At 52.3% G+C, this 25,951-nt stretch carries 19 protein-coding genes and 1 riboswitch; all 19 genes read left to right on the top strand.

Annotation, left to right across the window (positions count from 1 at the left end; genetic code table 11):
• Positions 1-76 precede the first annotated feature (76 nt).
• The 19 genes from QOL74_RS08860 (at position 77) to QOL74_RS08770 (ending at position 25,951) form a co-directional block, all read left to right on the top strand.
• On the top strand, positions 77-1,624 hold the full coding sequence (locus QOL74_RS08860) for an O-antigen ligase family protein (protein WP_283409101.1): 1,548 nt from the start codon (positions 77-79) through the stop codon (positions 1,622-1,624).
• Positions 1,615-2,760 carry a glycosyltransferase gene (locus QOL74_RS08855; protein ID WP_283409100.1) on the top strand — a complete coding sequence of 382 codons (1,146 nt, stop codon included), beginning with the start codon at positions 1,615-1,617 and terminating at the stop codon, positions 2,758-2,760. The genes QOL74_RS08860 and QOL74_RS08855 overlap by 10 nt, the downstream gene beginning before the upstream one ends.
• Entirely contained in the window at positions 2,750-3,538 is a 789-nt protein-coding gene (locus tag QOL74_RS08850; protein WP_283409099.1) for a DUF2334 domain-containing protein, read from the top strand. Before QOL74_RS08855 ends, QOL74_RS08850 begins: the two co-directional genes overlap by 11 nt.
• Positions 3,539-3,575: 37 nt before the next feature.
• A complete protein-coding gene (locus QOL74_RS08845; protein ID WP_283409098.1) occupies positions 3,576-4,358 on the top strand; it encodes a GNAT family N-acetyltransferase in 783 nt (260 codons plus the stop codon).
• 64 nt (positions 4,359-4,422) lie between these two features.
• A complete protein-coding gene (locus tag QOL74_RS08840) occupies positions 4,423-5,190 on the top strand; it encodes a hypothetical protein (RefSeq protein ID WP_283409097.1) in 768 nt (255 codons plus the stop codon).
• A 125-nt stretch (positions 5,191-5,315) separates the two neighbouring features.
• Positions 5,316-6,068: a hypothetical protein gene (locus QOL74_RS08835; protein WP_283409096.1), complete on the top strand. Its 753-nt coding sequence runs from the start codon at positions 5,316-5,318 to the stop codon at positions 6,066-6,068.
• Between the two features lie 33 nt (positions 6,069-6,101).
• A complete protein-coding gene (locus tag QOL74_RS08830) occupies positions 6,102-6,752 on the top strand; it encodes a GNAT family N-acetyltransferase (protein WP_283409095.1) in 651 nt (216 codons plus the stop codon).
• Positions 6,753-6,797: 45 nt separating this feature from the next.
• Positions 6,798-7,937 carry a glycosyltransferase family 4 protein gene (locus QOL74_RS08825; protein WP_283409094.1) on the top strand — a complete coding sequence of 380 codons (1,140 nt, stop codon included), beginning with the start codon at positions 6,798-6,800 and terminating at the stop codon, positions 7,935-7,937.
• 40 nt (positions 7,938-7,977) lie between these two features.
• The gene (locus QOL74_RS08820) at positions 7,978-9,510 is read left to right on the top strand and encodes an oligosaccharide flippase family protein (RefSeq protein WP_283409093.1); all 1,533 of its coding nucleotides are present in this window, start codon (positions 7,978-7,980) and stop codon (positions 9,508-9,510) included.
• Between the two features lie 117 nt (positions 9,511-9,627).
• Complete coding sequence (locus QOL74_RS08815) at positions 9,628-11,403, top strand: DUF4832 domain-containing protein (RefSeq protein ID WP_283409092.1); 1,776 nt, start codon at positions 9,628-9,630, stop codon at positions 11,401-11,403.
• 227 nt (positions 11,404-11,630) lie between these two features.
• Entirely contained in the window at positions 11,631-12,647 is a 1,017-nt protein-coding gene (gene galE / locus QOL74_RS08810) for a UDP-glucose 4-epimerase GalE (RefSeq protein WP_283409091.1), read from the top strand.
• Between the two features lie 123 nt (positions 12,648-12,770).
• Positions 12,771-12,859, top strand: a riboswitch (cyclic di-GMP riboswitch).
• Positions 12,860-12,933: 74 nt separating this feature from the next.
• Positions 12,934-15,417: a DUF4832 domain-containing protein gene (locus QOL74_RS08805; RefSeq protein WP_283409090.1), complete on the top strand. Its 2,484-nt coding sequence runs from the start codon at positions 12,934-12,936 to the stop codon at positions 15,415-15,417.
• A gap of 352 nt (positions 15,418-15,769) precedes the next feature.
• Positions 15,770-18,301, top strand: a complete 2,532-nt coding sequence (locus QOL74_RS08800) for an ABC transporter permease (RefSeq protein WP_283409089.1) — start codon at positions 15,770-15,772, stop codon at positions 18,299-18,301.
• Between the two features lie 150 nt (positions 18,302-18,451).
• Complete coding sequence (locus QOL74_RS08795; RefSeq protein ID WP_283409088.1) at positions 18,452-19,144, top strand: ABC transporter ATP-binding protein; 693 nt, start codon at positions 18,452-18,454, stop codon at positions 19,142-19,144.
• Positions 19,128-20,210, top strand: a complete 1,083-nt coding sequence (locus QOL74_RS08790) for an HlyD family secretion protein (protein WP_283409087.1) — start codon at positions 19,128-19,130, stop codon at positions 20,208-20,210. Before QOL74_RS08795 ends, QOL74_RS08790 begins: the two co-directional genes overlap by 17 nt.
• 371 nt (positions 20,211-20,581) lie before the next feature.
• Positions 20,582-21,538: a bile acid:sodium symporter family protein gene (locus QOL74_RS08785; RefSeq protein ID WP_283409086.1), complete on the top strand. Its 957-nt coding sequence runs from the start codon at positions 20,582-20,584 to the stop codon at positions 21,536-21,538.
• 332 nt (positions 21,539-21,870) lie between these two features.
• Entirely contained in the window at positions 21,871-23,568 is a 1,698-nt protein-coding gene (locus QOL74_RS08780; protein WP_283409085.1) for a helix-turn-helix domain-containing protein, read from the top strand.
• Positions 23,569-23,759: 191 nt separating this feature from the next.
• Positions 23,760-25,436, top strand: a complete 1,677-nt coding sequence (ilvD, locus tag QOL74_RS08775; protein ID WP_283409084.1) for a dihydroxy-acid dehydratase — start codon at positions 23,760-23,762, stop codon at positions 25,434-25,436.
• A 215-nt stretch (positions 25,437-25,651) separates the two neighbouring features.
• Positions 25,652-25,951, top strand: a complete 300-nt coding sequence (locus QOL74_RS08770) for a Nif11-like leader peptide family RiPP precursor (RefSeq protein WP_283409083.1) — start codon at positions 25,652-25,654, stop codon at positions 25,949-25,951.

Raw genomic sequence — 25,951 nt, 5'->3', positions numbered from 1 at the left:
ATGCCGCGATCAAGACCCGTAAGCAGAAAAGCATCCAAGGAACAGCAGTCAATCACTGTAGTCAAGAGTAACACATATGAGAAACACAAAAGAGAAGGTGACAGCAATGATTGAAAAAAACACCATGGCACTGCCGGATCTCCTCTGGGTGGGCGGGCTGTCAACATTGGCACTGGTGGCGGCTGTGGTCATGGCGGCCCAGTCTCCTTACATGATTGTGATGATCCCCGGCGCACTGCTGCTGGCCGCCCTTTTGCTGAGCAGTGATACCCTGTGTCTGGCAGCGGTGATTCCCGTTTTGCCTCTCTCTGCCTCCACCCTGTTCACGGCCCAGTTGCTGCCGGTTCCCGGTGCCAGAATTAACAACATCCTCCTACTGTTGCTGCTTTTGGGGTTTTTGCTGAATCGAAAGCCAGACTTTCGGGAACTGCGACCGGCGGCGGTGTTTTATGCCGGAAGCCTGCTGCTGCTTACGGCAGCTATTTTTCGTACCGGCCATGTGGCCGGCTTTGCCCGGGAATTTTGGCAGGAGAGCTACAGCCCGGTGAAGTTCTTTCTTTCCCACGGGTTGATTCCCCTCCTCACCAGCATCCCCTTTCTGATGATTGCCGGGAGTGTCCGGCAGGGAAAAGAAATACGACGGGTGCTGTTTTATCTGGCCCTGTCCATGAGTCTTTTTTCCGGCGTGATTGTGAGTACCTGGGTGCTGAAGGTGCCACCGGGTGCCGATTTTTCAACGGTGCGTGATATTATTGGCCTGGAGACACTGGGAATGCACGGCAATAATCTGGCAGACTTTATCATTGTGGGATTCCCCCTCATGCTGGCCATGGCCCTGGTACCCCGGGGTAAATATCGCCGGTGGTTTTATCTGGCAGCGGTACTTTCCCTTGTGGCGGCAACGTTAATTTACTCCCGCACAGCCTATGCCATGATTCTTCTTTCCATTGCTGCCATTGTGGTGCTCACCCGACAATACCGGCTGATTTTACCGGTGGTGGTGCTGGTGGTGCTGGTGGCAGCGGCCATGCCCGGTGTTACCGAGCGGGCCCTCACTGGTCTGGAGGGCGGTGAACGAAATGTGATCACCGCCGGCAGAACCGATGAAATCTGGCGGCCGGTGATGCGGGAATGGCGTCAGCGAACAGCCACCCACCCGTGGCAGACACTGGCAGGCTACGGCCGCTACGGAATCATGGATTTTCAGGCATTTCGAAATGGGCGCATGCTCCGGGTCACCCATTCCCACAACATGTTTCTGGACACACTGGTGGACACGGGCATTATTGGGTTGGCGTTCTATCTGGGGTTTTTGGGATACGTGCTGGCGGGGCTGCTCAGGGCTTTTTACCGGCGGCGCCGCTCGGGAAGCATTGAAGAACTGCATGTGACAGCGGGGCTGCTCACTTCTCTGGGCTGTTTTTTAGGCCGGGGATTAACAGACAGCTTTTTGCTTCCCCAATTGACCAATGCCTATTTTTACATGGTGATGGCGCTGGCCTTTGTGGTGATCGGCCAGGAAAAACAGCACCGTTTCCTGGAAAAAGCAGTCAATAATGAAGCCAGTGAGGATGCAGAGCATCCCGAAACCGGCGTGGAAGGAGCGGGCATGGAATGGGCATGACAAAGCTGTTCATCATCATCAGCAGCATGACCTTCGGGGGTGCTGAAATGCAGACCCTTGAACTGGCCAATGGTTTGGTGGACCGGGGCTATGACATCGAAATTGCCGTGCTGGACCATAAACAGGAGATCATTGATAAAGGACGCCCGGAAATTCGGTTTCATATCCTCAAGAAAAAAAACTATCTGGACAGGCGGGTGGTGAAGGCGCTGAAAGAACGCCTGTCAGTCTTTCAGCCCCACCTGGTGCTGTGCGTGGATCTGTACCCGGCCCTTTATTTCAGGCTGGCTGCCAGGGGGAACAGTGCTCCCCCGCCGGTGGCCACTGTGTTTCACTCCACCCTTCCCCGGGATACCAAAGAACGTTTCCAGCGATGGTACCTCACCCGCCTGCTGAAAAAAAACAACCGGTTGGTGTTTGTCAGCGAAAAGCAAAAGGAGTACTGGCTGCGAACCTACAAAGGGCTGCGCCTTCACCATGCCCGCACCATTCACAATGGCATTCATTTGGAGCGGTTCTATGATTTTTTGAAGGAAGAGGCAAAATTAACTGCCACCCGCCGCTTGCTGGCGTATGAACCCAATCAGGTGATCATCGGCAACTGCTCCAGTTTTCGGGTTGAAAAAAGACACCAGGATCTGCTGGAAGCCGTCCACCGTTTGAAATCTGACGGTCACCCGGTGAAACTGCTTCTCATCGGCGACGGAGATCAGCGGGCGCATATTGAAAAGCGCATCCGGGAGCTGGGGATGGAAGAAAGCGTCTATATCACCGGACACATTGCCGATGTGCGGCCCTATCTGGCGATGGTGGATGTGTTTGTGCTTACTTCTGACTCGGTGGAGACGCTTTCCATTGCAGCCATTGAAAGCCAGGCCATGAAGAAAGCGGCGGTATTGTCAGATATTGGAGGCGCCTCTGAAATTGTTCAGGACGGTGTCAACGGATACCTGTATGCCGCCGGGAATGTGGACCAGCTGACAGACTGTCTGCGAAAAATACTGCAGCATGAGCGTTGGAAACCCATGGGAGAAGCGGCTTATCACCATGCCCGGCAACACTTTGACCGACGGCAGATGGTGGAGGCTTATCACCAGCTGCTGATGGAGATGAAGGGAGGCAGTCATGGAGGTTAAGTATATCTATCGCATTGACGACATTCATCCGGCCATGATGTGGTCCCGTTTTGAACGGGTGATGGCCATGTTTCAACAGCGGGGCGTGGTGCCTTTGTTGGGGGTCATCCCGGACAATCAGGATGAAAGCCTTCAGTTTGACCCGCCCCGGGAAGATTTTCACCAGATCATGCGCACCCTGGTGGCAGAAAAGCGGGCTGAAATTGCCCAGCATGGCTATCGGCACTTATACACCACCCGGCAGCAGTCCGTCAACCAGCGTCTCTATGGCCGGGTATCCAGCTCAGAGTTTGCCGGTCTCCCCTATGAGACCCAATACCAGATGATTCGTGACGGCCAGGCTATGCTGCGGGCCCAGGGGCTGGAAAGTGACATTTGGATGGCTCCCTCGCACACCAGTGATGACAACACCTTTCGCGCTCTGAAAAAGCTGGGGTTTCGCTATGTCACCGATGGTGTGGCAGTGTATCCTTACCGGCATCATGGGCTGATTTTTGTTCCCCAGCAAAACTGGCAGTCTCAAAAACCTTTTCCGGTGGGAGTCTTCACCATCTGCCTTCACCTGGATGATCTGGAAGAAGCTGCCATGAAAGAAATAGAGGACCATCTGAAAACAAATGATGTGATGGTGCCCTTTTCCCAGGTGGCCAGCCTTCCCCGGCAATGGTATCATGGCCCGCTGAACAGCCTGTTTAAGCTGAAACGGGTCATCTACCACCGGGGGGTGCGTCCCCTGCGGGCAATGAAACATCAATCAGTTGTTGATCAGGAACGCTGAATCACTTCAATTCATCCAAGATCAGGAGGCTAATGCTGTGTTTGCAATCAACCATCGGACCAAACTGGGACTCATCCGCATCAAGGACATCTACTATGCCTCTGCGCTCCAGCCGCCGTCACCGGTCATCGACGTGATTTACTATTATCATTGCGAAATTCCAGGGCCGGGGTCCAAACCATTTCACACCCTCCTCATCGATGTTTCCCAGGAGCCGGAAGCCCTGCTGGCTTCCTTCCGAAAAAGTACTCGAAACGCCATTCGGCGGGCCATGGAGAATCCGTGCATCTCCCTGGAGGTGAAGGCGCTCAGCAGCCTCCAACAAAGCGGGGGCGAAAAATTGGAGGCCTTCGTGTCAGCCTATGACCAGTTTGCATCCCAAAAGGGCATTCAGCCCTGCAACCAGGAACTGTTACACCTGCTGGCAGACGAAGAACGACTGGCGCTGGCCACTGCCAGACTGGCAGATGAAATCCTGTGCCAGTTCCTGCTGGTTGAAACAGACAGGAAAATAGTAGCCTATTATGGGTACAACACCCGTTTTTCCGTTGAAGAGGATATTGAAAAAGTCAGTCTTATTGGCAAAATGAACCGGGCACTGGATTACCAGTGCATGCTGTATACCCGGGATAAAGGGAAGGCCCACTACGATTTTTGCGGCCTGACCCTTGATCCGGAAAACCCGGAAGCAGGCAATGTGGATCACTACAAACTTGGATTTGGAGGCGAGATTGCCACTGAATATCATTTCATGCAGCCAGTGACACTGAAGGGCCGGTTGTTTTGCCGGTTGAAGGCACTGCAGGGAGGCATCGGGTAATGAGCCGGTACCGGGAGGCAGAAGCGACTGCCTCCTGAACAGATGTTGGAGAGGTGGTGGGAACATGTTTGCAGTCAATCAGCGTCAAAAACTGGGGTTTATTCGACTGGAAGACATCTACTACGCGCCGGAGGTGCAGCCTCCCACCGGCGGGCATGACGCAGTCTATTATTTTCACTGTCGTGAGCCGGGCAACAATGCCCGGGAATTTTGCACCCTGCACATTGATCTGACGTGTGATGAAGACAGTCTGTTCCATTCATTCAACTACCAGACTCGAAAATCCATCCGCAAAATGACGTCTTTTGAAGATTTGGAAATTCGAATCCTTGACAGTCCTGATGCAGAAGAACTTAACCGGTTTTCTGCCTACTATAACCATTTTGCCTCCATTAAACACATCCAGGCCTGTTCCCGCCGGCTGCTGGATGAACTGCTGCTGATGCAGCGGCTGGTGATTATCAAGGCGCTGGTTCGGGAAGAGGTGTTATGTCAGTATGTCTACATTGAAGATGAAGACCGGGTGGTGGTCTACTGCGGCTGCACCGCCCGTCTCTTTGACCCGGTGGATAAGGAGAAGCTCCAGCTGATCTGTGATTCTCACCGAATGCTGGATTTTCAGGCCATGCTTCATTTCAGGCGTAAAGGCATGCGTATTTTTGACTTTTGCGGACTCGTCACAGAAAACGGGCAGCCTGTCTGTGCCAGTGTGAACCAATATAAACTGGGATTTGGCGGTAAGCCGGTGAAAGAATATCATTTCATGCACCCCCTCACCCTGCAGGGCCGAATCTTCTGCTGGGCAAAGGCGCACAGGGGAGGCATCGGGTAGTGCACCGGAAGAAATTTCTTCAGACAGGCTGAACAGCTGAATAATGGGACAGCCGATAAATGGTGACATGCAGGGCATCATTCTGATATTTCAATGAAGAATACCTTAAAAAGGAGCAGACAGCCATGTTTGAAGTGGGAGATCGGTTGAAGGGTTTTGTGCGCATCAAAGATGTGTACTATGCCCCGGAAATCAAGCGCAGGGATCCTGGGTATGATGTGGTGTATTATTTTTTCTGCCGCCAGTCGTATCCCGGTGCCCGGGAGTACGCCACTGCAGTCATTGACTTAAACCGTGATGAAGAGGCATTGCTGCATTCTTTTCGTGACAGCACCCGCAAGGCCATCCGACGGATGCTCCGGGATGAATCCCTTGTCATAGAAATTGAAGAATCACCGACGAAAATGCAGGTGGACAGTTTCCTGGAGAAATACGATGACTTTACCCGTATGAAGGGATTTGAACCTTCAGAGCGCCGGCGGGTGTACCAGTTGCTGGCCCATCACCGCATTGGTATGGTAACAGCATGGTATGAAGACCGGCTTCTGTTGCAGCGTATCCTGATTGAAGACACTGAAAAAGTGCTTCCATATTTTGGATTCACAGAGCGGTTGAATGAAACAGAGGCACACCGCATTCAGTTGATTTCTGCTGTGAGCAAAACAGTGGATTATCGGTGCATGCTTTACTGGAAAGAAAAGGGCAAACACCTCTATGACCTGGGGGGGCTGCTGCCTGCCGATGGTGATCTTTCGTGGCAGCAGGTGAACCATTATAAGGAAGGGTTCCATGGGGAGATCTTAAAGGAGTATGAATTTTACTATCCTCTGACATGGCAGGGCCGGTTATTTTGCATCTTTAAGATGTGGCTGAACTGAAATCAGAATAGAACAGAACAGAAAGGAAATCTTATGTTATTTGGAAAGCTGGTTTTCATCATTAAAACAGAGAGAATAATTGGAATCATTCGGCGGATCCTCCGTCGTGTTTACCTGCGCACTCATGTTTATCGGGTAAAATTGAAGCATGTGGCGCCTGTGACATGCGATGAAAGATTGAAGCTGACAGAGATGGATCACAGGCTGTTTCAGTGCATGATTCAGACGTATTCGGACGAGATTCTGCCGGAAAAACAGGAAAAACTGGCAGAACGGTTAAAAAAGGAGACTAAAGAGCGGGTGTATGTGGTGATGGACACAGCGGAACAGATTCTGGGGTATTATTGCCTTGCTTTCCGGGAAACCTATGATGAGTCCATGGAATACCTGGTGCCGGATGAAGTGGGCAACGTGTTCCTCTTCGACGGCTATACGTTTAAACAGCACCGCAATCGGGGGGCGCAAAAATATGCCACGCAGGCCTTGCTGACACTGGGAAAGAAAAAAGGTTGTGACACAGCCAGTACCATGGTGGATGAAGGGAACCGGTTTTCTGAAAAATCTATTCGGCGATATGGATTCCGGCGTTATCAAACCATTCATCATATCGATCTGCGATTTAAAAAAATCAATATGGTTCGATCATGGGAAGACGATGTATTAAAGGAAGAATCGCGGGATTAGCCTGCCGCAGTTGAGAATGACTTGAAAGAGAGAGGGGTATCAGGTGTGAAGAAAATTCAGATCGCTTTTTTATCCGCCAATGCCTATCCCCTGTTTAATCCCGATGCTCCCCCCGCCTTTGGCGGTGCCGAGGTGGACCAGTATAATCTGGCGGTGTATCTGGCGCAGCAGCCTGATTTCTCAGTGATATTTTACGTGGGTGATTTTGGGCAGCCTGACGAACCGGAGTTCAGGGATGGGGTGCGGCTGGAAAAAATTCGGTATTTTGGCTGGCACCAGAAAACGCCCAAACAGAAACTGGTCTTTTACAGCCGGCTGTGGCGCACCCTGTGGCGGAGTCCGGCCCAGGTAATGCTGACGGAAATGGCTAATGACATGGTGGGATGGGCTGCTTTGTTTTTTAAAGTATTTCGCAACAAGTACATGATCCACCGGCTGGCCTCCGATAACGACACCGCTTTCACCAGCCCTTCTGCTGCCGGGGGCAGGCGCACCTATCACCTCTACCGCCTGGGGTTGTACCGGGCCGATGAGGTGCTGACCCAAACGGTGCAGCAGCAGCGGCTTCTAAAAGAACGCATGCAGGTGGAAAGCCGGGTGGTGCCCAACGGGTTTCCTGCGGGGGAGGCCATCAATTTTCAGGAGAAAAAAGATATTCTCTGGGTAGGCCGGTGTATTGCCCTGAAACGGCCCCGGCTGTTTCTGCAGCTGGCACAGCAATTGCCTCATTTATCCTTTAAAATGATTATGCCGCCCCCTTCCCCCATGGAACCACCGGCATTTCTGGCCCAGGCCGCAGAAATGACATCCCTGGCCAAATCCCTGCCCAATCTCACTTTTTTGCCATCGGTGCCTTTTCGTGAAATCCAGGCGCATTACAACAGCGCCAGGGCACTGGTGAACACCTCTGAATATGAGGGCTTTCCCAATTCTTTCGTACAGGCCTGCCTGGGAGGTGCTCCCATTGCCTCTCTCAAGGTGGATCCCGACGGCGTCATAACCCGCCACGGGCTGGGAATTTGCTGCCATGATGACATGCAGCAGATGGAAGACTTTCTGCGCCGGCTTGACGATGACACGCTGCGGCAGCTGGGGACGGGTGCACTGAAATATGGGCGAGAGCACCACCAGATAGAGGTCATGGGGGAACCCTATGCGTCGATGATCCGGCAGCGGTTCGCATGATACGTATCAGCCATTCCACAGGGAAGCACAGGTGAAGAACATGGAACAGTCACTTCGGCGGGATGCCCTGTCATCCTATACCAACTTATTCATTAATATTCTGGCTGCATTGATTCTGGTGCCCATCGTGGAATCCCATGTGGGAAAAAGTCATTATGGCATCTATCAGTTTGTCATCAGCCTCACCATTTATTCCGAACTCATGAGCATGGGGCTGGGAAAAACCATTGAACGGTATGTGGCCAAATATGCGGAGGAAAAAAAAGAGGAGATGGAGGGGGCCATTGTCTCCATTGTACTGACTCTGTACATAGGCACCGGTCTGGTTTTTCTTGGCGGTGTGGCGGTGTTATACCATTATTTTGGGCACATTTTTGCTTTTACCGGCACTGAGCTGACCCTGGCAAAAACCAGTTTTCTCATTGCGGCGGCCAATGCAGGGCTGAACATTCCTGCCTCCCTGTTTCAGTCCCATCTTCGGGGGCGGGGGCGTTTCTCCCTGCTGTTCAATATCGGAACGGTGAAAGCGCTGCTGAAACTGTTGACAGTTACAACGGTTCTGCGGCTGGGCGGCGGCATCGTGGCAGTGTTTCTGGTGGAAATGATTTTGGTGCAGTCGGCCAATCTACTCTTTGCCCTGGTGTCGGTGTTCCGGTATCATTTGAAAATCCGGCTCTTTCATCTGGATAAGGCTCTTTTTCACAAACTGTTTCAATACACCACCTTTGTGTTTCTTTCAGGAGTGGCCCATACCCTCTACTGGAACACCGACAACATTGTGCTGGGCATGTTCACCAATGCGGAGGTCATTGCCGAGTATGCCCTCAGCCAGCGGCTCATCGATTATTTTTATCGCTACAGCATCGCCTTCTCCGGGTTATTTCTTCCCAAGTTCATGGCCCACTACGTGGTGAAAGATCTGGCAGAGTCCAAGGCCCGGGCCAGCAGTCTCTTTACCCGCAGTTCCCGGGTGCTGGCCATCCTCATGAGCTTTGCCGTGGTCAACTTTTTGGTGCTGGGGCGGGATTTTGTCGTGCTCTGGATCGGTCATCGCTATCCCATGACCTATGTCTATGCCATCACCATACTGATTCCTTATTGGCTGATTCTGGCACAAAGCACAGGCGTTGAACTGTTGTACGTGATGAAGCGGCACCGAATCAGCACCTATATCTATCTGGGGAGCGCCATTGTGAACATTGTTGCAACCGTCTATCTGGTGCAGCGCATCGGCCCCATGGGAGCAGCCCTGGCCACGGCCACCACCCTGTTTTTGGGATCCTTTGTCATGACCAACTTTTATTACCGAAAACTGCTGCAGCTGGATTTGATGCATCATTTCCGGGTGGTTTTTCTGAAAAACGGTGTGGTTTCAGGCATTGCCCTGGCATTTGGATACGGGCTGAACCGGCTGCTGGACGGTACCGTGCTGACCGGATTTTTGACAAAAGGGATGTTGCTGAACCTGCTGTTTCTCCCCCTGATATTTTGGGTGCTGCTCACACCTGAGGAGCGCTTAAGCATTCTGCGTCGGTTGGGAATGGGCAAACCTGTGAAAAAAGAGGCACCGTAAACGGTATGACTGGAGGCAGCTGCACCGGGCAACATCGGTGGTCTTCAATTAAAACGTTCCACTCACGTCATTTTGGGTATCAAGAAAGCATGGAAGGCACAAAGGGGTGAAATCACCATGAACATCACGGGAACAGAGCTGCATGAAAAAACAACGGTGTTGTTTCGGCAACGTCGTCAACCGGCTGCAGTAAAACCGGGAGACGGCAGGCGATTGTTGGAAAAACCTGGGTTTCGACGAATACTGGTGATGGTAATGGCAGCGCTGGCGGTCGCCGCACTGCTGGTGATGCCCCGAATGAACCGGCTGCAGGAAATGGAGGGGGCGCTGCCTGTGGCCCAATCCACCCGGCAGGTGATTTTTCAGCAAGACACCCGCTATGTGCCCAACCCCTTTATGGGGGCAGTGGCCCCCGCCAAATACCGCACCCGCTATGTGGAGGGCACGCTGGTGGTGGCTGGCTATACCTGGCGGGAAATTGAAGCGGAAAAAGGAAACATTGATTTCAGTGAAGTGGAGGAGCAAAACAATTTCCGGTACTGGATTGAAGAACATCAAAACCAGTACATGCTCATGTTGGTGATGGATTATCCCACTCTTAGCCGGGAAATTACCGAAGCACACATTGATATTCCCCTGTGGATGTATGAAGCTCTGAAAGAAGAGGCGGCTGCAGATTACAGCCGGCGTCTGGAAGAAGCCCGGCGCCTGGGGAACCAGGAAGACGTGCGGGAGGCGGAAAGGGCCCTTCAGCTGATTCGCAATGACCGGCAGGTGATCCGTCAGTTTAACGCCACCTTTGCCGACACCGCCGATATCCCAGGTGTGGGTACCTTCTACCGATGGAAAATGGACCTGCCCGATGGCGGGGTGGAATACCGGGGCGGTTTCAGTCCCAATTATGCCAGCCCTCTGCTCATGGCATACCACCACCAGGCGCTGGAAGCAGTGGCAGAACGCTATGACAATGACAAAACCTACGCAATTGTCATGGGAAGCCTGGGGCACTGGGGGGAGATGCACACCCACTTTATTCAGCAGGCGGGAGCAGCGGGAAGATACCCGGTGAAAGAAATCGCTTCCCAGTACGAAGAAAAGTATGCTGAAGTGTTTCAACAGACACTGGTGAGTGTTCGATACCCCCGGCAGGTGGTGCTGGATCATCACTTTGGCCTCCACAACCATGCCTTTGGATCAGCGGTGGACACGTATCAGTATCATCAAAACTGGTATGAAAACGGATACGTGGATCATTACACGGGAGATACGCATCCGGCCATGCCGGATTTCTGGAAAACAGCGCCTTCAGGGGGAGAATTTCTCTACACCGGTGACCAGCGCTTTCTCACCAATGCTTACATTGACGCCACCATTCAAATGGCCCGGGATACTCACCTCACCTGGCTGAATGAAGCCTTTTTCTACATGGACAATGAGACCCGGGTGAATCAGGAAAAGCTGTTCAGCCATATCGGTTACCGGTTCATGATACGCCAGGCCGCCCACAGCGACCGGGTGACGGCGGGAAATACCCTGACGGTTCAAAGCACCTGGAGCAATGAGGGAACGGCCCCCTTTTATGAAGACTGGCCCATCGTGCTGCGTCTTCAGACGCCTGCGGGAGAAACGGTGGCTGAAGCAGTGGTGAGTGAGCGTGTGAGAACGCTGTTTCCTCAAATGGTGGAGACTCATGAAACCCGGCTGGAGGTGCCCGAGGATCTGACGCCAGGCACATACGGCCTGTGGGTGGGCATCGTCAACCCGGAAACCGGTGAGGCACCGGTGCGCCTGACAGTAAAGGAAGTGCCTCAGCGAAACAATCTGGTCTATGTGGGCGAAGTAACCGTGACCCGGCGCAGTGCCCTGGCAGAGATGTTCAAAATGCTGAACTGAGTGGGAAAACAGTGCAAGAGCAGGGTGAAAACGGTCTTGAGTTTTCAACAGAGACAGTGCAGGCATGCAGGCAGTATGTGGTATCATGAAAGCATCCATCATTATCTTAAAATCATCATCACAATGATAAGGCTAAATGAAAAGGTAACAAGGGAATCAAGATACACAGCCAAAGAGTTATCATAAAGAATTATCATAAAGAATTGAAGAAAGACAGGTGAAGATTGATGTCAATTTTGGTGACCGGTGGTACCGGCTATATCGGCAGTCATACCTGCATCGAGCTGCTGCAGGCAGGGTATGAAGTGGTTGTGATGGATAATCTTTCCAACAGCAAACGGGAAGTGTTGCGGCGCATGGAAGCCATCACAGGTAAAACAGTCCGTTTTTACGAGGCTGATTTACTGGACGAACCAGCCATGGAGGCTATTTTTGCGGCGCATCAGGTGGAGGCAGTCATCCACTTTGCCGGTCTGAAAGCAGTGGGGGAATCGGTGGAACAGCCTCTGCGCTATTACCATAACAACGTGACGGGCACGGTGCTTCTCAGCCAGGTGATGGCCCGCCACGGGGTGAAGCGGCTGGTGTTCAGCTCTTCGGCCACAGTTTACGGCATTCCCGCATCGGTTCCCATTTCGGAGGATTTTCCCACCAGTGCCACCAATCCCTATGGGCGTACCAAGCTGATGATCGAAGAGATTCTCAGGGATCTTCAGGCCGCCGATCCCCAGTGGCAGGTGGTGCTGCTGCGGTACTTCAACCCCATCGGCGCCCATGAAAGCGGCACCATGGGTGAAGATCCCAATGGCATTCCCAACAACCTGATGCCCTTCATCACCCAGGTGGCTGTGGGCAAACGAAAAGAGCTCAGTGTTTTTGGCAGCGACTATGACACTCATGACGGCACCGGCGTGCGGGATTACATCCATGTGAATGACCTTGCAGTGGGGCATCTCAAGGCCCTTGAAAAACTGCAGCACATCACCGGCGTCAGAGCCTATAACCTGGGGACGGGTATCGGCTACAGTGTATTGGATCTGGTCAACACTTTTCAGAAAGCGACAGGCCAGGCGATTCCCTATGTGATGGCTCCCCGGCGGCCAGGCGATATTGATGCCTGCTATGCAGATCCTGCTCTGGCAGAAAAAGAACTGGACTGGAAAGCACAAAAAACCGTGGAGGATATGTGCCGGGATTCCTGGCGCTGGCAGCAGCAGAACCCGGAAGGCTATGTGGGAGAATAAAGATGTGGTGCTGACTTTTTGGGTCTATTGCAATGAAAGGACAATTGGTGAAGGGAATTTTACCCAATGGTCCTATTGCGCTCATGATTTATTATGTTAACATAAAAAGTGTAATCAGTACGATCATGAAAAAGGCAAACCTGTCGGAAGGCAGGGACGCAAAATCACGGGTCTTGCAAGTGAAGAAAAAACAAGACAGCCGGATTGCCATGATGTAACAGGCGCTTGACATTGCCATACATCTCTTTTTCAATCGTATCGATTTGAAATCAGGAGGTGTATTTTTATGTCAACAACACTCAAGCGAAAGACACAACGGGGCGCAATGCTCATGCTGGCACTGGTCATGTTACTGTCCATGCCCATGGCGTCCTTTGCATCCAATAGCCCAGACGAAAATCTCATTGAAACCCATACATTCCAGGAATCCACCGAATATGTTGCCAACCCCTTCATGGGTGCGGTGGCCTTTGCCACCAACAGAAACCGAAACTATGACGGTACCATCGTTGTAGCCGGTTATACCTGGGCAGAAATTGAAAAAAACAAAGGTGTATTCGATTTCTCAGGAGTGGAAAGCAAAAACAATTACAACTACTGGGTGAACGAGAAGAACAACCAGCTTATGCTGGGTTTTGCCATGGACTACCCCAGTCTTTCCAACACCATCGGCCTGAACCAAATGAGTATTCCCATGTGGTTGTACAACGAGCTGAAAGCTGAAGCCACTCAAACTTACACCCAGCTGCGGCAAGAGGCACAGGCAGCCGGAAACCAGGCTAAGGTTAATGAATACAACACAGCCCTTGACCGCATTCAAAACGACCAGAAAGTGATTGATGATTTCAACAAATCTTCTGCACTTACCGCCAACATTCCCGGCGTGGGTACTTTTTACCGCTGGGGCATGGATCTTCCCGGCGGCGGTGTGGAATATCGCGGCGGATTCAGTCCCAACTATGCCAGCCCCCTGCTCATTCAGTACCATGACAAGGTGATGCAGGCACTGGCCAATCGCTATGACAACGACAACACCTACGCCATGGTCATGGGCAGTGTGGGCCACTGGGGTGAAATGCATACGTACTTCATCCAGGGAGCCAACGATGTGGGCCGTTATCCTCAGGCGGCCGTCGCTTCCCAGTATGAGCAGGCCTATGCCAGATACTTCAGAAACACACATGTAAGTGTCCGATATCCCAGAGCTGTTGCCCGTGACAACAACCTGGGTCTTCACAACCATGCTTTCGGATCTCCCAAGGATACCTATGACTGGTATCTGGACTGGATTAAAAACGGATATACCGACTATTACACCGGCGATCGTCATCCGTCAATGCCGGACTTCTGGAAAACAGCTCCCTCCGGTGCCGAGTTCCTGTACACCGGCGACTACCGTTACCTGAATAACAGCAATATCAATGCCACCCTGCAGCAGGCGAAAGACTCCCACCTGACCTGGCTGTTGGAGCTGTGGTACAATCTGTCACCGGAGGCCAGCCAGAACATGGATCGCCTCATGGCCACCATGGGTTACCGATTTGCCATCACTGAAGCCAGCTTCAATACTTCGCTGGCAGCAGGAGAAACCATTGAGCTTACCACCAAGTGGCGCAATGGGGGAACAGCCCCCTTCTATCATGACTGGCCCATTCAGGTGCAGCTGAAAAATGCTGCCGGACAAACTGTCACCACATCCACTGTCAGCCAAAGCGTCCGGAGTCTGTTCCCGGATACCAGTGAAACCTTCACCACCACCATTGACACATTGGAAACGCTTGAGCCGGGCACCTATCAGCTTCATGTGGGAATCATTGATCCCAAAACCAGCCAGCCGGCCATTAACCTGACTGTTGCCAATGTTCCCAACCAGAATAAACTGTACCACATCGGATCGCTTGAAGTGACGGCTCCGGCAGAATTGCCGCCGGTTGTTGAAGAACCTCCAGTGGTTGAAGAGCCTCCGGTGGTGGAAGAACCGCCGGTAACTGAAACGCCTGATCCGGGTTCTCCCTATGTCGATCACAGCATCGCCATTTATGGTGACCAAAGCATGAAAATCTACGATGTGAATGTGAACTCTCAGTTTGCAGCAGTTCTGAGAGACGGCGCAGGAAGAGATGTCACCAGTCAACCCCTCACCTGGTCAGTGAATGGTGTCAGCGGCGTTTCCATCACTCAGAATGGATTATTGACAGTTGGATCCAATGCCAGCGAAGGCACGGCAGTGATCACCGTCGCCATGACCAGTGACCCGACGGTCAAAGGGGTGCATCATCTCCCGCTGACCCACTATCAAACCCAGGCAGTACCACAGCCGCCTGTGGTGGAAGAGCCACCAGTGATTGAAGAGCCACCAGTCGTTGAAGAACCTCCTGTGGTGGAAGAACCACCAGTCGTTGAAGAGCCTCCAGTTTCGAACCCTTATGAGGGATATAACATCAGCATTTATGGTGATCAGAGCATGCAGATATATGATGTTGACGTGAACTCCCAGTTTGCCGCAGTGCTTCGGGATGACCGTGGACGCGATGTCAGCAGCGAACAGCTGGTGTGGTCAGTCAGTGGTGTCAGCGGTGTTTCCATCAGCCAGAGCGGGCTGTTGACAGTCAATGCCTCTGCCAGTGAAGGGACAGCAGTCATCACCGTTACCATGGCCAATGATGGTTCCATAAGAGCGACACACTCATTGCCTCTGACCCGCTTTAACAGCCAGACAACACAAGACAGCAATACCAGGGGCAACAGCGGCAACAACCGCAGAAGATAGCGGTAACGACTGCCACAATTTCATTTGTTTTCTCCTTGCTGACCGCAGGTGTTCAAACGACACCTGCGGTTTTTTTGTCGAATTTATTATCTTAGTTGAAACAATTCAAACAGATTCGCGTATTGTATCAGGGAAAGCCGCAAAGTGCTGCAAAACAGACTGACGGTGCAGTCATTTTGTGAGCAAATGGCCAGTCTGCAAGAGATGGCCTGAGGTATGCGGTGTGCAATATGCAGTTTAAAGAGTCTGGATGCGGTTAAAAATGACCGGATGCGGTTAAAAGTGTCCGGCTTTAAGTGTCCTACATAAAGTGTTCGGCTTTGCCCAATGAATTTTCCAGGTGGTGTCAGTCATGGGAATTATCCTGAAATATATATTGAAAAATATTGCTGAGAAAAAGTTCCGAACCTTTCTCATCGTGATCTCCGTCACCTGCTCAGCGGCACTTTTTTTTGCATCCAGTGCCATTGCCGGCACCATGACAGTGATGTACGGCAACCAGATGCGCATGCAGACAGGTGAAGCGGCCTTGCTGATTTATACCAATGAACAGTCGCCTTCTTCTTTTTTTCGAATCGCTCCCGACAGGGTGGAAGGGGTGGCCCTGACAGCGGGTGAAATCTCCATGGGCGGTATCTACACAGTTCCCCGCAATGGCGGCGAAGGCGCTGCTGCTGAAACCACTCAGCTTTATCTTCGGGGGTTTCAGCTGGAAGAACTGGAGGTCATGAATCCGGTCATCTTCAGAGAAAAAGCCGTCGGCAGACCTTTTGCCGGAAATCATGTCATTTTAAGCCAGTTATTTGCCGATCAACATGGTTTTCAAACGGGAGATCAGATTCAGCTGGAAATCAGCGGGGCCCAGCGCCGGCTGACAGTATGGGGAATTGCCCGGCCCACTGGGCTGTTTAGGGATTCGCCCCAGTCTGAAACCCGCACAGCGGTGATTCCTCTGGATTACGCTGCTTCCCTTACCGGCACCCGGGGCAGTGTGAGCACGGCCTATGTGGTGCTCGAAGATGGGGCAGACATCACCACTGTACAGGAGATGCTTCAGAGCCATTACCCCCGGCATGACGTGCGGCCGCCCTTTTCAGAGGCAGATCTTTCCGGCATGCTGGAGATGATTGTGGTGCCCTTTTTTCTCATGACAGCCATGGTGCTGTTCATCAGTGTGTTTATCATCTATTCCACCTTTAAGGTGATTACCGTGGAACGCCTGCCGGTGATCGGCACCTTTCGAAGCATTGGGGCCACCCGGAAAACCACCGATGGTGTGCTGCTGGGAGAAAGTCTGGCTTATGGGGTGCTGGGCGGTATTCTGGGAAATCTGGCAGGCATCGGCATTCTCTATGCCATGACAGCCATACTGGCCAATGACCCCTGGAGCGGTTCCATGGATGTGGCCATGCAGTTCGGCCCGGAACATCTGGTGCGCGCCTTTTTTCTGGCAGTGGGTGTGGCTGTGGTCAGTTCTTGGATTCCCATTGCCCGGGTTTCCAAAATTCCCATTAAAGAGCTGGTGCTGAACCTGGTGGACAGCCACCGCAGCCCCAGGCGCTGGAAATCTTTGGCAGCTGTATTGCTGCTGGCAGCCGGCGTTGCCCTGCCCCGACTGGCGCCCTATGCCATGGCCATGCCGGCCAGTCTGCTGGGGCTGGCAGCCACCAACACCGGTGTGGTCATGGCAGTGCCGCTGCTGACCCGCATTTTTCTGCTGGTGTTTGGTCCCCTCTATGGGTTGCTCTTTGGCAACGAGGGCCTGCTGGCGGTGAAAAATCTACGGGACAACAAAAACATCCTTAACAATATCACCCTTCTCACCATTGGCATCACCGTACTCCTGATGATCAACACCATCAGTTACAGCGTGGGAGTCGAAGTGCTCAATGCCTACAAAGACTGGCAGTTCGATATAATGGTCAGTATCAACGGGGCAGACCGGAGTACCGAACAGGCCCTTCGGGCAGTCCCCGGGGTGGCCGCCACCTATGCGGCCCGGGAAGAGTGGGGAGAAGTGCGGGTGACCAGTCACGACTATCCCATGCGATATCTTCAGGGGATTGACCCGGTGAACTATCGTGATTATATTGCCTTTCGGCCCTTGGATGGTGCCGATGGGGATGAACTGATGGCCCGCCTTTCCGAAGGCCGGTACATTATTCCCGCTGGTATGATGCAGAAGGCCCTGGAGCTGCAAGTGGGCGATATGCTCACTTTAGAGATGCCAACCGGGCCCCGGCAATACGAAGTGATCGGATTTTACGACTCTCTGATGATGAACGGCAGCAATGCCATTATTCACCAGCAATATTTCCGCTCTGATATGAACAGATCCTATGTGGATACCTACTTTGTACGGGTAGATGAAGGGGCTGACGACGCTGCGGTGCTGGCAGCCATCAACAGCAAGTTTCGCCGGCGGGGTGTCTGGGGACAGACCAACCGCATGATGGAAGAGATGAACACTGAATCCAACAATCAGTTTTTCGTGATTCTCAAAGGATTTTCTCTGCTGGCCATGGCCATCGGCGTATTTGGTGTTTTTAACAACTACGTGATCAGCTTCATGGAACGCCGCCGTTCACTGGCTATTATGAAATCTGTGGGTATGAGCCGGCGGCAGGTGATTAAAATGATCTTTGCCGAAGCCATCACCGGGGGCTGTATTGCCGGGGTGACGGGCGTGGTGGGCAGCATTCTCATGCTTTTGGGAATTCCCGCCTTTATGGATGCCGCCGGCATTCCCATCGGTGTTCACTTCGTCGGAACTTTTTTTCTGGCGGCCATCATCGGAGGTATTCTCATTGCGGTATTGGCCTCCATCAGCCCGGCGCTGAAAAACGCCCGGATGAACATTGTGGAAGCCATTAAATATGAATAAACCCCACCAAACTGAACTTCACACCAGCCGTATGAAAAGTCAACTATGCGGACAAACTGGAAAGTCAAGTAAGCGGACAAACTGGAAATTCGAATAAGTTGTCGGAATGGGAATGCGAACCAATGGAAATGATAGAAAAGAGGGAAATGGATGACCCCCATGATTGAAACAGAAAAACTGTATAAAACCTATCAGCTGGGAGAAGTGGCGGTGGAAGTGCTGAAAGACATCAATCTCACCATTCATCAGGGCGAGTTTGTCACCATCATGGGCCCTTCCGGCTCGGGTAAAAGCACGCTGCTCTATCTGGTGGGAGGGCTCGACCAGCCCACCGCCGGCACCATACGACTGGGAGGCACGCTTCTTTCCGGCCTTTCAGACAAAGAACAAAGTATCATGCGGCGGCGTCAGGTGGGGTTTGTCTTTCAATTCTACAATCTGGTGCCCAATTTGACGGTGGAAGACAACATTCTGCTCCCATTGCTGTTGGACGGAAAAAAAGTGAAACCCCATCGGGAACGCCTGGAAAATATCATGGAAACGGTGGAACTGAGTGACCGAAAAGACCACACCCCCCGGGAGCTTTCCGGCGGGCAGCAGCAGAGGGTGGCCATTGCCCGGGCGTTGATGAACGACCCGGAAGTGATTCTGGCAGATGAACCCACGGGAAACCTGGACAGCCGCACCACCGAAGAAGTGATGCTGCTGTTGTCCAAAATCAACCGGGAGCAGGGAAAAACCATTGTACAGGTCAGTCATTCAGTGGAAACTGCCGCGTATGGCAATCGAATCATTCAGGTGAAAGACGGAAAGGTGTGGGATGAGAATGAAGGTAACGATTGAAAGAGAAGGGTATGACAGCAGTGAAAAAGCCATCCTCCCGGAGAAGGGTAGCAGCCATCTCCGGCGGAAAAGCAGACGGGTCACAGGTTTGGCCATGATGCTGGGAGTCGTGCTGCTGCTGACGGGCTGCGGTGGAAATGGCGGAGAAGAGCCGGTGCAGGAAGTGGACCTTTCGGAGATCAGCCGCCAGGTGGAAGCCTTTGGAAAAGTGCGGGCTGCCGACGAAATGAGTGTTTCGCTGGAAGTTCCCGCAAGGATTCAAACCCTTCAAGTGCGGGATGGACAGCAGGTGACTGCAGGCCAGCAGGTGATGACCCTGGCGTTTGCGGGGTTGGAAGAAGAAGCCGATAACCTTCGGGGAGAGCTGGCGGTGGTACGGGCAGAGATCAACGCCCAGGCGGCAGAAGTCAGCGGTGAAACAGCCCGATTGCTTCAGGAACTGGGGCATGCGGAAAAACAACTGGAAGAAGCCCGTGAGGATGCAGAAAACCGGCAGCGGCTCTATGAAGCCGGTGCCGTTCCAAAAGAAGAAATGGAGCGGTATCAGCGGGAAATCACCTCCCGGGAAAGCCAGGTGGAAAATTTACAGTTGCAGCTGAACCAGCAGGCAGGCACCCATCAGATCCAGGTGCGCCGAGAGCAGGCGGCATTGCTGGAGAACCGGTTAAAGCGGCTGGAAGCCCGGTTGAACCTGCCATTTTTGGAAGAAAATGCGGTCGTCTGCCCCTTTGACCGGGCAGTGGTATCAGGCCTGGAGATGAAGCCTGGTGACCGGTCAGAAGCCTACCAGCGCCTGTTTCGCTTCATTGACCTGGATACCCTTCAGGTGGAGGCAGATGTGCTGGAAGAATTCATTCGCCAAGTGGAGGTGGGCGCTGCTGTGACCCTCATTCCTGTGGCCGACCGTTCCCGCACCTACAATGGAAGGGTGGAAACCATTGCCGATACAGCTGTCGTGGTGAATAACGAGACAGTGGTGCCGGTGGTGATTTCCCTGGAAGATGCCGATGGATTCCTGCGACCCCAGTTTAACGTGGATGTGTTCATTGACGTTGCGGATGAGTAAACGGGGAAATCCAAATTTCCTGTCTGTGTTGGATGTTGTCGACAGCCTGACACCTCTTAAAAGTCATTTTGAGGGGTGTTTTTTGTGCGCGTGATGCTTGGTTTCATAAAATAGATCAGATTCTCATGCAATAGTATTAAATTGACATGAATCGTATTTATTTGACAAATCATATCAGCAAGATCCCATGGGGATTGATTAACAATTTTAAAGCGAGATTTCGTAAACTGACAGAGAAGACAAGAATGATGGGAATGTGCAGTCAAAGGAAAACGATGCACTATTTCGCAGACCACAGACAAAAAAAGCAAAAGGAGAAAGGCAAGAGTAAATGGAAGAAAATCTAAAAACAGATAAGGAGTGATGTGAGGATGAGACAGGCAGCAAAATTAATCTCCAGGTATTTCGGACTCTTGATCATCGCAGCAATGCTGTTAGGCTTTGCCGTTCCGGGAATGTTTTCCTGGGTGGTTTCCCGGTTTATGGGGCAGCCGGTGATCAATCTATTGCTGGGGGTCATCATGTTTGGGATGGGAATGACACTGACGGTGGCTGATTTTAAGCTGGTCCTGGAACGACCCCTGGATGTGCTGAAGGGGACAGCAGCGCAGTTTATCATTATGCCGCTGATTGCCTTTGGTCTGTCTATGGCTTTTGGACTGGAAGAAGCCCTGATGGTGGGAGTGGTGCTGGTGGGCACCTGTCCGGGCGGAACAGCCTCCAATGTGATCACCTTTATGGCAGGTGGTGATGTGGCCCTGAGTGTGACCATGACCACGGTGTCCACCTTGCTGGCACCTTTTTTGACACCGGCAATCACCTATCTGTTGATTCAGCAGTCGGTGAGTTTCAGTCCGGTGAGTATGTTTGTGAATATTGTCCAGGTGGTGCTGGTACCCATTCTGCTGGGGCTGGTGATCCGGTCGGTTTTGAAAGAAAGCGTTAAAGTGGTGGAAACCTACATGCCTGCCCTTTCAACCCTGTGCATTGCCAGCATTGTTGGAGGCGTGATAGGGGCCAATGCCACAAGAATCATGGAATCCCTGGGAATGATTGTGGTAGTGGTGATGCTTCATAACCTGCTGGGATACGCGTTGGGCTTCCTGGTAGGCCGACTGACAGGCATGGAAAGACGCAAGTGCGTTACCCTGGCAGTTGAAGTGGGCATGCAAAATTCCGGGTTGGCAGCATCACTGGCAGCCGGTCAATTTGCCACAATGCCACTGGCCGCTGTCCCCGCTGCGCTGTTCAGTGCCTGGCACAATATTTCAGGTTCCATTTTTGCCTGGCTGGTCAAAAGCCGGGAATCCAAAACAGAAGAACAGTAGCAGTAAGCATCGGTATCATTGGCAAGCAACGGTAAGTTTCGGCAAGTAGCGGTGAATAATGCCAGTATCATCATTACCTGCATACCTGCATACCAGCATGAATCCCGGTGAACCCATCTTTTCAACAGGTATTCCGAGAGGCATCTGTCAACAGTGATACCAGAGAGGCCACCCGTGAACAGTCATCCCGGAGTTTTCTTTGCATGAATGACTTCTGTCAACTATAATAGGAATCAGAACAGCGTATGGAGAAGCCAACGGGCAAACCATCACTGCAAAGAGACCTGAAAATCTGCAAAGAAGGCTGCGGCCTGTGAAAGGGATTGCACTTGATGAAAACGCTCCATCAACAACAATCAACAGATCGTCAACAGTTCGACTGGGGAAACATTCTCTGGCTCCATGAACCGGAAATGGCTTCAGACCGCCGGGTGAGTGTGGCTCGGGTGACCATAGAAGCCAACTGTTTTCAGGAAAGACACTTTCATTTGGGGGAAGAACAGCTCTTTTATGTCATTCGCGGCAAAGGGCTTTTTATCACAGACCGGGGGCAGGAAACCGTCTCACCGGGAATGGTGGTGTATGTGCCCCCCTATTCAGAGCATGAAGTGCAGAATACCGGAGAGACAGCATTGGTATTTGATGTGATTTATGTGCCCGTTCGTCTGAAACAGCCTGAAAAGCCCATGATCTACAGCAAGTTTCAGTCACTTCAGGAAGTGGTTTCTCAGGAAATGCTGCAAAGTATCTGTGAACAAATGAAAGAAAGGCTGAAATTGTCCATTGTTGTGATGGATGCTGACGGCAGTCGCCTGACAAAGCCGCAGGAAGAATCAAACCTGTGCCGACACTGCCAGATAAAGTCAAAACAGGAGAAACAGAAGCATCCGGAAGCAGCGGAGTGCCTTGACCACCATCCATTTCAGGCACATGAAAGAGTCTGGCACTGCCAATGCGGGCTGAAAAGGCTGTATGTGCCGATTCTCATGGGTGACCAGGTGGTGGGCAGCATTCGCAGTGAGAGCTTTCTGTTTAATAATGAAGATGTTCATGCGAATATGGCAGGGGTTCAGCTGGGGACGACCTCCCAAAGAGCGGCACCTGAAAAAAACGGGGCAATGATCAGCCAGATACCCAAAATGATTAAAAGCAGGGTTCACGTGATGGTGGACCATCTGGAGACGGCGGCCAACTTTGTGCAGCTGCTCATGGAACGACAAGTGTTTGACCGGGAACTCACCGAGAAAGAAAATGCCCTGGTACGTCAGGCGCAGGAAAAACTCCAGCTTATGGACGCCTTAAAAAAAGCCAATGAGAAACTGGGATACCGCACCATTTTTGCAGCATCACCTATGCTGGCCCAGGAGGCGGCGTATCCTTACCCGCTGGAAAAAAAGCTTGAAAAAGCCATCGAAACAGGCAGCATTCACACGATTCACCAGGAAATTGCTGATGCGGAAGCCCTGAAACTGCCGGGAGAAGCCATTGTTCCCGAGATGATTGCCGTGCTGCTGCGGGCAGTATTAAAGCCACTGGAAGATATCAATGTGCTGATGGAACTGCGGGGGAAGTACCACCAGCTGATCAAAGAGAGTCCCGGAGCGAAGGCCTGGCGCGTGCTGGAACAGTGCTGTCTGGAATGCGTGGAGCTGCTGCAGCATCACCAGGAATACCAGTCGGGAGAAATGATTGAAGGCATCAACCGGTACCTCCGGCACCATTTTCGAAAAAACGTGACGCTGACAACAGTGGCAGAACAGTTTTATGTGAGCCCCAACTATCTGAGCCACCTCTTCAATGAGCAAAACCAGATCTCGTTCAGCGAATATGTGCAGCGGCTGCGGGTGGAAGAAGCCAAGGAAATGCTGGTTAAAAGCCGGATGAGAATCAGCGACATCGGAAAGCAGGTGGGTTTCAATCACGACAGTTACTTCGTCAGCGTTTTTAAAAAACACACAGGCACCACGCCCAACGAATTTCGAAAGCACCATGGTTCCACAAGCACGATGGTCAGCGAGGAAAACAAGTGAAGTAATGAGAGATCAAAAAACGAAATGACATATCAAAAAAGTAACAGCGTGTGAAATTGAGTAGCAGCCTGTGAAATAGAGTACGAGCTTGTGAAATAAAGCAATAGCCTTTCCAATAGAGCAATAGCCTGTGAAATAGAGCAACAGCGTGTGAAATATCGAAATTAGTTGAAATGAAAGGGGAAGTGTACATGAGAAGCGAACAAATCACCAAAGGCGTCGAAAAAGCGCCCCACCGGTCGCTGCTGAATGCTCTGGGAATGTCAGCAGAAGAAATGAAAAGACCCAAAATTGGTATCGTCAACTCCTTCAATGAAGTGGTGCCCGGACACATGAACCTGGATAAAATTGTGGATGCCGTCAAAATGGGAGTGGCCATGGCCGGTGGTGTCCCCATGGAATTTCCTGCCATTGCCGTTTGTGACGGACTGGCCATGGGCCATGCCGGCATGAAATACTCCCTGGTCACCCGGGAGCTCATCGCCGACTCCACAGAAGCCATGGTAACAGCCCACGCCTTCGACGGTCTGGTGATGGTGCCCAACTGTGATAAAAATGTGCCCGGTCTGCTCATGGCGGCGGCGCGGCTGAACATCCCCACCATTTTTGTCAGCGGCGGCCCCATGCTGGCGGGTAAGGTGAAAGGGAAGAAAACCAGCCTGTCCTCTGTTTTTGAGGCCGTGGGAGCCCACACTGCCGGCAACATGAGTCTGGAAGATCTGGAATGCTATGAAAACCAGGCCTGTCCCACCTGCGGGTCCTGTGCCGGCATGTTCACCGCCAACAGCATGAACTGCCTCACCGAGGTGCTGGGCATGGGTCTCAAAGGCAACGGCACTATTCCTGCTGTGTATTCTGCCCGCATTCAGCTGGCTAAAATGGCGGGCATGCAAATCATGGCCCTGGTGGAAGCCGGCCTGAAGCCACGGCATATCATGACCAAAGCTGCCTTTAACAATGCCCTTACCGTGGATATGGCCCTGGGTTGCAGCACCAACACCATGCTTCACCTGCCGGCCATTGCCCATGAAGCCGGGGTTCCCCTGGATCTGGAACAGGCCAATGCCATCAGTGCTGTCACCCCCAATCTGTGTCACCTGGCCCCGGCGGGGGATGCCTACATGGAAGACCTGGAGGAAGCCGGCGGCATCTATGCTGTGATGAACGAACTGGATAAACTGGGTCTCATCGAGAAAGACGTGCTTACCTGCACCCGAAAAACCGTGGGTGAAAACATTGCCGGGCATACCAATCGTAACCCGGACATCATTCGCCCCGTGGAACATCCCTTCAGCAAAACCGGCGGTATTGCCGTGCTGAAAGGCAACCTGGCCCCGGATACCTGCGTGGTGAAAGCTGCTGCAGTGGCGCCGGAAATGATGCAGCACACCGGCCCGGCACGGGTTTTTGACAGCGAGGAAGAGGCTGCGACAGCCATTGCCGGCGGCAGTATTGTGGCCGGTGATGTGGTGGTTATCCGTTATGAAGGCCCCAAGGGCGGCCCGGGGATGCGTGAAATGCTCAGCCCCACAGCAGTAATTGCCGGCATGGGGCTGGGAAGCCAGGTGGCCCTCATCACCGACGGCCGTTTCAGCGGTGCCACCCGGGGTGCCTCCATCGGCCACGTGTCACCGGAGGCAGCAGTGGGTGGTCCCATCGCCCTGGTGGAAGAAGGCGATCTCATCGCCATCGACATCCCTGCCCGAAGCATCCAGCTGAAGGTGGATGACGCTACCCTGGCCCAGCGCCGGGAAGCCTGGCAGCCACGGGAACCCAAGATCAAAGGCGGCGTACTGGGCCGTTACGCTCATCTGGTCACCAGCGGCAACCGGGGAGCCGTGCTGGAAATTCCCAAGAGCGAAAAGTAAAAGAAGGCAAACCAACTACGAAACCCTGTGACAGGGCGATGGTCAGAGATCAACGCCGTTTCCTCAACATGAGGAGCGGCGTTTTTTCAATCTGGGTATTCTCGCTTCTTTTTCTGAAAAACAGTGTGGGAGTTGAGCAAAGCAGTGGTTTTTTCATTGAAAAAAGTGTATAAATGAGATATCCATGAACATAACAATTGAAGGAGGCATCAGTAATGGCGGCGAATCAGGTGAAAGCGTTCTTTGAGTATGTGAAAAATTCGGAGGATGTACAGCGTCAAATGCAAGCCATCCAGGAAACAGGGGAAAGTGATCTGCTGAATATTTATGTGCAGCTGGCACAAGTCAATGGGTTTGAGGTGACGGCGGAAGAACTGGAAACAGAGATTGAAGGCATGGCGATGAATATGGTGGGAGAAGGGGAACTCAGCGATGAAGAGTTGGAGTCGGTCGCTGGCGGAGGTTGCCCTTATTGCATGTTCACCAAAGGCAGCTACTGCTTCTTTACCAAATAA

Source organism: Anoxynatronum buryatiense (assembly GCF_900182905.1).
GTDB classification, from domain to species: domain Bacteria; phylum Bacillota; class Clostridia; order Peptostreptococcales; family Tindalliaceae; genus Anoxynatronum; species Anoxynatronum buryatiense.
This window is presented reverse-complemented; position numbering and strand designations above follow the sequence as displayed.

Excerpts from the sequence above, each read along its gene's own strand:
- QOL74_RS08860 (WP_283409101.1), top strand. The coding sequence starts at position 77 with ATGAGAAACACAAAAGAGAAGGTGACAGCAATGATTGAAAAAAACACC.
- QOL74_RS08855 (WP_283409100.1), top strand. The coding sequence starts at position 1,615 with ATGGGCATGACAAAGCTGTTCATCATCATCAGCAGCATGACCTTCGGG.
- QOL74_RS08850 (WP_283409099.1), top strand. The coding sequence starts at position 2,750 with ATGGAGGTTAAGTATATCTATCGCATTGACGACATTCATCCGGCCATG.
- QOL74_RS08840 (WP_283409097.1), top strand. The coding sequence starts at position 4,423 with ATGTTTGCAGTCAATCAGCGTCAAAAACTGGGGTTTATTCGACTGGAA.
- QOL74_RS08835 (WP_283409096.1), top strand. The coding sequence starts at position 5,316 with ATGTTTGAAGTGGGAGATCGGTTGAAGGGTTTTGTGCGCATCAAAGAT.
- QOL74_RS08830 (WP_283409095.1), top strand. The coding sequence starts at position 6,102 with ATGTTATTTGGAAAGCTGGTTTTCATCATTAAAACAGAGAGAATAATT.
- QOL74_RS08820 (WP_283409093.1), top strand. The coding sequence starts at position 7,978 with ATGGAACAGTCACTTCGGCGGGATGCCCTGTCATCCTATACCAACTTA.
- QOL74_RS08815 (WP_283409092.1), top strand. The coding sequence starts at position 9,628 with ATGAACATCACGGGAACAGAGCTGCATGAAAAAACAACGGTGTTGTTT.
- galE (WP_283409091.1), top strand. The coding sequence starts at position 11,631 with ATGTCAATTTTGGTGACCGGTGGTACCGGCTATATCGGCAGTCATACC.
- QOL74_RS08805 (WP_283409090.1), top strand. The coding sequence starts at position 12,934 with ATGTCAACAACACTCAAGCGAAAGACACAACGGGGCGCAATGCTCATG.
- QOL74_RS08800 (WP_283409089.1), top strand. The coding sequence starts at position 15,770 with ATGGGAATTATCCTGAAATATATATTGAAAAATATTGCTGAGAAAAAG.
- QOL74_RS08795 (WP_283409088.1), top strand. The coding sequence starts at position 18,452 with ATGACCCCCATGATTGAAACAGAAAAACTGTATAAAACCTATCAGCTG.
- QOL74_RS08790 (WP_283409087.1), top strand. The coding sequence starts at position 19,128 with ATGAAGGTAACGATTGAAAGAGAAGGGTATGACAGCAGTGAAAAAGCC.
- QOL74_RS08785 (WP_283409086.1), top strand. The coding sequence starts at position 20,582 with ATGAGACAGGCAGCAAAATTAATCTCCAGGTATTTCGGACTCTTGATC.
- QOL74_RS08780 (WP_283409085.1), top strand. The coding sequence starts at position 21,871 with ATGAAAACGCTCCATCAACAACAATCAACAGATCGTCAACAGTTCGAC.
- ilvD (WP_283409084.1), top strand. The coding sequence starts at position 23,760 with ATGAGAAGCGAACAAATCACCAAAGGCGTCGAAAAAGCGCCCCACCGG.
- QOL74_RS08770 (WP_283409083.1), top strand. The coding sequence starts at position 25,652 with ATGGCGGCGAATCAGGTGAAAGCGTTCTTTGAGTATGTGAAAAATTCG.